The 9,563-nt window shown below is 53.0% G+C and carries 6 protein-coding genes; all 6 read right to left on the bottom strand.

What is annotated here, in order from left to right; translation table 11 throughout:
• Positions 1-455: 455 nt before the first annotated feature.
• The 6 genes from tuf to rpoC all read right to left on the bottom strand — a co-directional run bounded on the left by tuf (position 456) and on the right by rpoC (position 9,545).
• Positions 456-1,649: an elongation factor Tu gene (gene tuf / locus WMO23_RS01255; protein ID WP_020310056.1), complete on the bottom strand. Its 1,194-nt coding sequence runs from the start codon at positions 1,647-1,649 to the stop codon at positions 456-458.
• Between the two features lie 31 nt (positions 1,650-1,680).
• Entirely contained in the window at positions 1,681-3,753 is a 2,073-nt protein-coding gene (fusA, locus tag WMO23_RS01250) for an elongation factor G (RefSeq protein WP_296819290.1), read from the bottom strand.
• Positions 3,754-3,792: 39 nt separating this feature from the next.
• Positions 3,793-4,263, bottom strand: coding sequence for a 30S ribosomal protein S7 (gene rpsG, locus WMO23_RS01245; RefSeq protein WP_014015731.1), 471 nt, complete (start codon positions 4,261-4,263; stop codon positions 3,793-3,795).
• Positions 4,264-4,319: 56 nt separating this feature from the next.
• Positions 4,320-4,691: a 30S ribosomal protein S12 gene (gene rpsL / locus WMO23_RS01240; protein WP_014015730.1), complete on the bottom strand. Its 372-nt coding sequence runs from the start codon at positions 4,689-4,691 to the stop codon at positions 4,320-4,322.
• 80 nt (positions 4,692-4,771) lie between these two features.
• Positions 4,772-5,017 (bottom strand): L7Ae/L30e/S12e/Gadd45 family ribosomal protein, encoded by a 246-nt coding sequence (locus tag WMO23_RS01235; protein WP_020310059.1) that lies wholly within the window; start codon positions 5,015-5,017, stop codon positions 4,772-4,774.
• Positions 5,018-5,288: 271 nt separating this feature from the next.
• On the bottom strand, positions 5,289-9,545 hold the full coding sequence (rpoC, locus tag WMO23_RS01230; protein ID WP_036200623.1) for a DNA-directed RNA polymerase subunit beta': 4,257 nt from the start codon (positions 9,543-9,545) through the stop codon (positions 5,289-5,291).
• Positions 9,546-9,563: the final 18 nt, after the last annotated feature.

Genomic DNA, 9,563 nt, shown 5'->3' with positions numbered 1-9,563 from the left:
CCTCTCCGGCCCTTCGGGCCACCTCTCCTATGAGGCGAGGCTTTGGTGCCCCACGCTACCGTAACCGCGATTCCCTCATTATGCCAGAAGCGGGCTCGCCACGTGCGAGCCCCTACAATCGCAGCCAGGTGATAAATCTTTCACGGCCTGCGGCCTTGTGCGTAGGGGCCGTCCTTTAACCTCTCAGACCGCCTTCAGCGGCCAGCTCCCCTATGAAGGGAGCCTTGGACGGCCCGCTGTGAAGAATGTCCATACACCTAACGGGTCCATGTGGCATGGTTTTGCGAACAGCGGACTGCGAACTGCGATTCATGCATGAATGCATGCAAAAAAGAGGCTGTCGCATATGCGACAGCCTCTTTTAAGTATCAAGTTTGTAGTTTTTAGTTTGCAGTCATTGGCTAAAAATTTTAACCTCTTTCTACAAACTCGGTACTACAAACTTCAAACTATTTTTAGCCTTCGATTTCGGAAACGACGCCAGCGCCTACTGTACGGCCGCCTTCGCGGATAGCGAAGCGGAGGCCGGCTTCGATAGCAATCGGAGTGATGAGTTCAACATCCATTTTGACGTTATCGCCAGGCATGCACATTTCAGTGCCTTCCGGGAGCTGGATGACGCCAGTTACGTCAGTTGTACGGAAGTAGAACTGCGGACGATAGCCGTTGAAGAACGGAGTGTGACGGCCGCCTTCGTCTTTCGTCAAGACGTAAACCTGAGCTTTGAATTTCGTGTGCGGATGAATGGTACCCGGTTTAGCGAGGACCTGGCCGCGTTCGATTTCTTTACGGTCGATGCCGCGGAGAAGAGCGCCGATGTTGTCGCCTGCTTCAGCACGGTCGAGGATCTTACGGAACATTTCAACGCCCGTAACAACCGTATCTTTCGGTTCGTCAGCGAGGCCGACGATTTCAACTGCGTCGCCAACTTTGAGTTCGCCACGTTCAACACGGCCTGTAGCAACAGTGCCGCGGCCTGTGATGGTGAAGACGTCTTCGACAGGCATGAGGAACGGCTGGTCCGTCGGGCGCTGCGGAGTCGGGATGTATTCGTCAACAGCATCCATCAATTTGAGGATGGACGGTTTGCCGATTTCGCTTTCGTCGCCTTCGAGGGCTTTGAGAGCAGAGCCAACTACGATAGGAACTTCGTCGCCGGGGAAATCGTAGGAGCTGAGGAGATCACGAACTTCCATTTCAACGAGTTCGATGAGTTCCGGATCGTCAACCTGGTCAGCTTTGTTGAGGTATACGACGATAGCCGGTACACCAACCTGGCGGGCCAAGAGGATGTGTTCACGAGTCTGGGGCATCGGGCCGTCAGCAGCGGAAACGACGAGGATAGCGCCGTCCATCTGAGCAGCACCGGTGATCATGTTCTTGACATAGTCAGCATGGCCCGGGCAGTCAACGTGTGCATAGTGACGGTTGTCTGTTTCATATTCAACGTGTGCCGTGTTGATTGTAATACCACGTTCACGTTCTTCCGGAGCCTTGTCGATATCAGCATAGTCTTCGAATTTAGCGTAGCCTTTTTCAGCCAAAACTTTGGTGATGGCAGCTGTCAAAGTAGTTTTGCCGTGGTCGACGTGACCGATCGTGCCAATGTTAACATGCGGTTTGGTTCTTTCGTAATGTTCTTTAGCCATTTGCTGTTCCTCCAGTGTGAGTTAAATTATATTAGCCTTTTTCGCTGATGACTTTTTCGGCTACGTTCTTCGGAACTTCTTCGTAGTGGTCGAATGTCATCGTATAAACGCCACGGCCCTGCGTACGGGAACGCAAATCCGTTGCATAGCCAAACATTTCTGCCAGCGGTACGAATGCGTTGATATGTTCTGCACCGGAGCGCATTTCCATACCTTCGACACGACCACGGCGGGAGTTGAGGTCGCCGATGACGTCGCCCATGTATTCTTCAGGAACGACAACTTCGACTTTCGTGTACGGTTCGAGGAGAACCGGGTCTGCCTTGCGGGCACCTTCTTTGAAGCCCATAGAGCCAGCGATCTTGAAGGCCATTTCCGAGGAGTCGACTTCATGGTAAGAACCGTCGTATACGACGACTTTGATATCGACCATCGGGAAACCAGCCAAAACGCCTGTTTCCATTGCTTCTTTGACACCGGCTTCAACGGAGCCGATGTATTCCTTAGGAATAGCGCCGCCAACGACTTTGTTTTCAAATTCGTAGCCTTTGCCCTGTTCCTGCGGAATGAGTTCGAGCCAGCAGTCACCATACTGACCACGGCCGCCGGACTGACGCTTGAAGAAACCACGAGACTTGACATCTTTGCGGATGGTTTCGCGGTAAGCAACCTGCGGTTTGCCGACGTTGCAGTCTACTTTGAATTCACGGGACATGCGGTCGACGATGATATCCAAATGGAGTTCGCCCATACCGGAGATGATGGTCTGGCCGGTTTCAGCATCGGTCTTGACTTTGAATGTCGGGTCTTCTTCAGCCAGACGAGCCAAGGCAATGCCCATTTTTTCCTGGTCAGCTTTCGTCTTCGGTTCAACGGCTACGGAAATAACCGGATCCGGGAATTCCATCTTTTCAAGGATGATCGGGTGTTTTTCATCGCACAGTGTATCGCCTGTAGTCGTATCTTTCAGGCCGACGATGCCGCCGATATCGCCCGTGTAGGCTTCCCGGACTTCTTCACGGTGGTTAGCGTGCATCCGGAGGATACGGCCAACACGTTCTTTTTTACCTTTTGTCGAGTTGTAGACATAGGTACCGGCCTGTAACGTACCGGAGTAAACGCGGAAGAATGCCAGTTTGCCGACGAAGGGGTCAGCCATGATCTTGAATGCCAATGCGGAAAGCGGTGCATTGTCATCAGCTTCACGGGTTTCTTCTTCTTCAGTGTCGGGGTTGGTGCCTTTGACCGGAGGAATATCCAACGGGCTCGGCATGTAGTCGACGACAGCGTCGAGGAGCATCTGGATCCCTTTGTTCTTGTAAGCAGAACCGCAGAGGACCGGGAACAATTTGTTCGTGCAGACGCCTTTACGGATAGCTGCTTTCAATTCGTCGATGGTGATTTCTTCACCTTCGAGGTATTTCATCATGAGGTCTTCATCGGTATCGCAAACAGCTTCAACCATGATGTCATGATATTTCTTAGCTTCTTCTAATTCGTCTTCCGGGATGTCGACAACTTCGATTTCTTTACCGAGTGCATCGTCATAGACTTCTGCTTTCATGGTAATGAGGTCGATGATGCCGCGGAAGGTTGTTTCAGCGCCAATCGGGAGCTGAATAGCAACGGCATTCGCCTGGAGACGATCTTTCATCATATCGACAACGTTCAGGAAGTCAGCACCGGTCGTATCCATCTTGTTGACGAATGCGATACGGGGAACATGGTAATGTTCAGCCTGACGCCATACCGTTTCCGACTGCGGTTCTACGCCGCCCTTTGCGGAGAAAACAGCAACAGAGCCGTCGAGTACGCGCAGCGAGCGTTCAACTTCAACGGTGAAGTCGACGTGCCCCGGAGTATCGATGATGTTGATGCGGTATCCCTTCCAGTGAGCTGTCGTAGCAGCCGACGTGATGGTGATACCACGTTCCTGTTCCTGAGCCATCCAGTCCATGGTAGCAGCGCCGTCATGAACTTCGCCGATCTTGTGGACACGGCCGGTGTAGAACAGGATACGTTCTGTTGTCGTGGTTTTACCAGCATCGATGTGAGCCATGATGCCAATATTTCTCGTTTTTTCCAAAGAAAATTCTCTTGGCACGGTTTTTTCCACTCCTCAAAAAATAATAAATATCGTAAATTACCAACGATAATGTGCGAAAGCTTTGTTAGCTTCAGCCATTTTATGAGTATCTTCCTTTTTCTTGATAGCAGCGCCTGTGTTGTTGAAGGCGTCCATCAATTCGCCAGCGAGCTTTTCTTTCATCGTGCGTTCGCCGCGTTTACGGGCATAGCCGACAGTCCAGCGGATACCGAGGGACAGGCGACGGTCTGCACGTACTTCGACAGGAACCTGGTAGTTAGCACCACCGACGCGGCGGGCACGGACTTCCAGGACAGGCATAACGTTGTTGAGAGCCTGTTCGAATACTTCCAAAGGATCTTTATTCATTTTAGAACGGATGATGTCGAAAGCATCATAAACGATGGTTTCAGCGACACCTTTTTTGCCGTCCAACATAACTTTGTTGATGAAGCGCGTTACCAATTTGGAATGGTACACCGGATCCGGCAGCACATCACGCTTCGGCACGGGGCCTTTTCTTGGCATGTCTAATTCCTCCTCTATGCTATGTAAGTCATCTTGTTCATCTTAAATGGCAAATCTTATTTGCCTTTCTTAGCGCCGTATTTAGAACGGGACTGCTGACGATCTGCTACGCCAGCTGTATCCAAGGCACCGCGGACGATGTGATAACGTACACCAGGAAGGTCTTTGACACGACCGCCTCTGATTAATACAACACTGTGTTCCTGTAAATTGTGACCAATGCCGGGAATATAAGCAGTTACTTCGATGGAGTTCGTCAAGCGAACACGGGCAACTTTACGCAGAGCAGAGTTAGGTTTTTTCGGGGTAGCTGTGTACACACGAGTGCAAACACCGCGTTTCTGCGGGCAGTTTTTCAAAGCCGGTGCTGTCGATTTTGTGACGGCAACCTGACGTCCTTTACGAACCAATTGGCTGATTGTTGGCATTTGGGCACCTCCTCTCCAAACAATTAGATTTATAATGTAATCATCAACGAGCAGAGCTCATGAGATGATGTTACCGAAAATTATTTTAACAAGCCGACGGCTGCAGCTTTTACCTTGATGTGGCAGGCCATGCCCAGCTCCGTCATGGTATACGCGCGGTCGACAGGGATGTGAGCGCCTTCGGCTTCTGCAATAAGCGGCGCTACGACCTGTTCATCGCAATCATTGGCGATGTACAGTTGTGTGACTTCGTTTCGTTTCATTGCTTTCAGGGTTTGCTTCGCGCCCACGGTCTTGCGGACACTGGCAGCTAGTTCCAAGCTCACGAAACCTCACTCCTTACGTCTTGCAATTTAGACGCAATACTTTCATTGCGACACTTAGATATTTTATCATCACGCTTATTATATGTCAATGAGTTTTTTGGTAAAAACTGCGTAATCAGTACATTTTTTATTACACGTGTCCTAGTGATTCGTGAGCCACGAGCCTTTCCATATATACAAAACGGGCTCGCCACGTGCGAGCCCCTACGAACGACGAACCACTAACAACAAAAAAGGGCTGTCGCACATGCGACAGCCCTTTTTTACTCTCTTAATGTCCGGCTTCCGGTGTCGTATCGGCACCTTCCGGTGCGTCTACGGGGTTGCCTTCTTCGTCTTCATAGCTGATAGACGGAACGGTCTTTACGACCTTGATCTTGCGGTAGCGGCTCATGCCCGTACCAGCCGGGATGAGTTTACCGATGATGACGTTTTCTTTGAGGCCCAGGAGCGGGTCGATCTTGCCTTTGATAGCAGCATCGGTCAGGACACGGGTCGTTTCCTGGAAGGATGCAGCCGACAGGAAGGAGTCCGTTGCCAGTGCGGCCTTGGTGATACCGAGGAGCATCGGTTGGCCGATAGCGGGCTTGCCGCCATTGCTTTCGATGCGCTTGTTCATATCTTCAAAGATGTTGACGTCGATATAATCGCCCGGCAATACATCGGCATCGCCGGCGTCTTCGATCTTCATCTTGCGCAGCATCTGGCGTACGATGACTTCGATGTGCTTATCGTTGATACCAACACCCTGGGATTTGTATACCTTCTGTACTTCGTATACGAGGTACCGCTGGGTAGCTTCGACACCCAGGATGTGCAGGATGTCGTGGGGGTTGATGGAGCCGGCCGTGATGCGGCTGCCCTTTTCGATGAAGTCGCCTTCATGTACGACGAGGTGCGAACCGAACGGGATGGTGTAGCTCCGTTCTTCACCGTCCTTGGAAGTGACATGGACGATGTTGATATCGTGATGGTCTTCTTTTTCGGTAATCGATACGGTACCGCTGATTTCCGTGACGATAGCATTGCCCTTCGGCTTACGGGCTTCAAACAATTCTTCGACACGAGGAAGACCCTGGGTGATATCGCCGGCCGTTGCGACACCGCCCGTATGGAAGGTACGCATGGTCAGCTGTGTGCCCGGTTCACCGATGGACTGAGCAGCGATGGTGCCGACCGATTCGCCGACATTGACCTTGCCGCCCGTACCGAGGTCGCGGCCATAGCACTTCGCGCAGACGCCATAACGGCTGCGGCAGGTGAGGACGCTGCGGATCCGGACTTTATCATAGTATTTTGCAATTTCTTTGGCCTGGTCTGCCATGATTTCTTCGTTGAGGGCAACGATGACTTCGCCCGTTTCCGGGTTGACCAGGGTTTCGGCAGCCGTACGGCCTTCGATGCGGTCTTCCAGCGATTCGATGACGCCGTTGCCGCTGTCTTCGACGATAGCCGTGACTTCGACGCCGCGGATGTCGTTGTTGCGGACCTTGACTTCATCGACGTCGCTGTTGAGGATGCGGTCGATGGCATCTTCTGTGAGCGGCGTGCCTTTGGCGCAGATTTCAATGCCGTTGGAATCGATGACGGCTTTTTCGACAGTCTTGCCGAGCATATTTTCCGCCATGGATTTGCGGATAGCTGCGCGGAAACCTTCTTCCGGAGCACCGAGGGAAACCGTTTCGATGACGTTGGTGTGGTTCAGGTCATCGTTGATATCCATCTGGCTGCCGCGGAGGGAGAGTTTCGGGATCTGGTGTTCGATGACCGTATCCATATCGTCGTTGGTCAGGAGATGTTCTGCCGGGAAGACGATGTCGCCGGTTTCCGGATCCGCTACATCACGGGCCAGGACGCGGCCGATGAGCTTGTCGCGCAGGAGGTTGACAGCCTGGCGGCACGAGCTGGCCAGACGGGCCCGTTCGCGGACGAGGTCGATGCCGAATACGTCGCAGTCATCTTCACGGACGATGACGTCCTGAGAGACGTCGACGAGACGACGGGTCAGATAACCCGAGTCAGCTGTACGCAGTGCCGTATCGGCCAAGCCTTTACGGGCGCCGTGAGACGAGGTGAAGTAGTCCAGTACGGACAGGCCTTCACGGAAGTTCGCTTTGATCGGCAAGTCGATGATACGGCCCGACGGGTCAGCCATCAAGCCACGCATACCGGCAACCTGACGAATCTGGTCACGGCTGCCTCGAGCGCCGGAGTCAGCCATCATGAAGATCGAGTTGAACGGGTCCATGTTATCCATCATGACATCCGTAACGTCGTTAGTGGCCTTTGTCCAGATTTCGACGCTCTTGTTATAGCGTTCGTTTTCGGTAATCAAGCCGCGCTGATACATGGCATAGGCGTTCTGGACCTTCTTGTCGGCTTCATTGAGGATATCCCATTTTTCTGCCGGGATCTGAATATCAGAAATAGCGATGGACATACCGGCCTGGCGGGCGTAATGGTAGCCGATGGCCTTGATCTTGTCCAGAAGTTCTGCCGTCTTGGTATTGCCGACGAGGTGGAAGCAGGCATCGACGAGTTTGCCGATCTGTTTCTTGCTCATGAGGACGCCCAGGCAGTTGACGTCGACATATTCTTTATCTTTCTTGAATTCAGCCACAGCGGCTTCGTCGATCTTACGCTTCGGCAAGGGGCGCGTAGCCGTGAGGTCGACACCGAATTTTTCTTTCAGCTGCGAGAAACCATAGTCGCGGATATGGCCTTCTTCGTCTTTGATCTTGACGAAGTGGGACCAGTCGATGAGGCCGTTTTCATAGGCGAAGACCGTGTCCTTCGGGTCCGTGAAGACCATGACTTTATCCGTATGGAAGAGGCGCAGTGGTTCATAGATCTGATAGTTGTAGAGCAGTTTGCCTGCCGTCGTTTCGATGAGGCCGTGGCCAGGGATGCGGACCTTGATCAGGGCTTCGATGTCGATGACTTTGGCATCGTAAGCGAGCATGACTTCATCGTAGTTGGAGAAAATCTTGCCTTCGCCCTTGGCAGCCGGTTTGACCAGGGTCAGGTAATAAGCACCGAGGACCATGTCCTGTGTCGGGACGGCGACCGGTTTGCCATCTTTCGGAGCCAGGATGTTATGAGACGAAAGCATGAGCGTCCGCGCTTCGGACTGGGCTTCTACGGAAAGAGGCAGATGGCAGGCCATCTGGTCACCGTCAAAGTCGGCGTTGAATGCCGTGCAAACCAGCGGATGCAGTTTGATGGCGCGGCCTTCCCAGAGGATCGGTTCGAAAGCCTGGATACCCAGACGATGCAGTGTCGGGGCGCGGTTCAAGAGGACAGGATGTTCCTTGATGACGTCTTCCAGGACGTCCCAGACTTCACTGTTGACGCGTTCGACTTTCTTCTTAGCGTTCTTGATATTGGTAGCAATGCCTTTTTCGACAAGTTTCTTCATGACGAAAGGCTTGAAGAGTTCCAGGGCCATTTCTTTCGGCAGGCCGCACTGGTGCATCTTCATTTCCGGACCGACGACTATAACCGAACGGCCAGAGTAGTCGACACGTTTACCGAGCAAGTTCTGGCGGAAACGGCCCTGTTTCCCTTTCAGCATATCCGACAGGGATTTCAGGGGACGGTTGCCCGGGCCCGTGACCGGACGGCCGCGGCGGCCGTTATCGATGAGGGCATCGACGGCTTCCTGGAGCATACGTTTTTCGTTGCGGACGATGATGTCCGGTGCGCCCAGTTCCAAGAGGCGGCTCAGGCGGTTGTTACGGTTGATGACCCGGCGATAGAGATCGTTCAGGTCAGACGTAGCGAAGCGGCCGCCGTCGAGCTGTACCATCGGGCGCAGTTCCGGCGGGATGACCGGGATGACATCCATAATCATCCATTCCGGTTTGTTGCCGGAGTGGCGGAAGGCTTCGACGACTTCCAGCCGGCGGATAGCGCGGACGCGGCGCTGGCCCGACGAATCGCGGAGTTCATCGCGGAGCTGTTTGTCCAGCTGGTCCAGGTCCAGGCCCTGCAGCAGTTCCTTGACAGCTGCAGCGCCCATGCCGACGCGGAATTTATCGCCGTACATATCCAGATACTGACGATATTCCGTTTCCGTCATCAGCTGCTGCTTGGTAAGCGGCGTATCGCCCGGATCGAGGACGATGTACGAGGCGAAGTATAAGACTTTTTCCAGCGAACGGGGAGAAATATCGAGGATCAGGCCCATCCGGCTGGGGATGCCTTTAAAATACCAAATATGAGATACCGGTGTAGCCAGTTTAATATGGCCCATCCGTTCACGACGGACTTTGGCGCGCGTGACTTCGACGCCGCAGCGGTCGCAGACGACACCTTTATACCGGATACGTTTGTATTTGCCGCAGTGACATTCCCAGTCCTTTGTCGGCCCAAAAATGCGTTCGCAGAACAACCCATCCCGTTCCGGTTTCAATGTACGGTAATTGATCGTTTCTGGTTTCTTGACTTCCCCGTGGGACCATTCGAGGATCTTTTCCGGTGAAGCAAGACCGATCCGCATGGAATCGAATTCATTCACATCAAGCACTAATACCGCTCCCTTCTA

The sequence above is a fragment of the Megasphaera intestinihominis genome (assembly GCF_040096415.1).
Taxonomy (GTDB): Bacteria; Bacillota; Negativicutes; order Veillonellales; family Megasphaeraceae; genus Megasphaera; species Megasphaera intestinihominis.
This window is presented reverse-complemented; position numbering and strand designations above follow the sequence as displayed.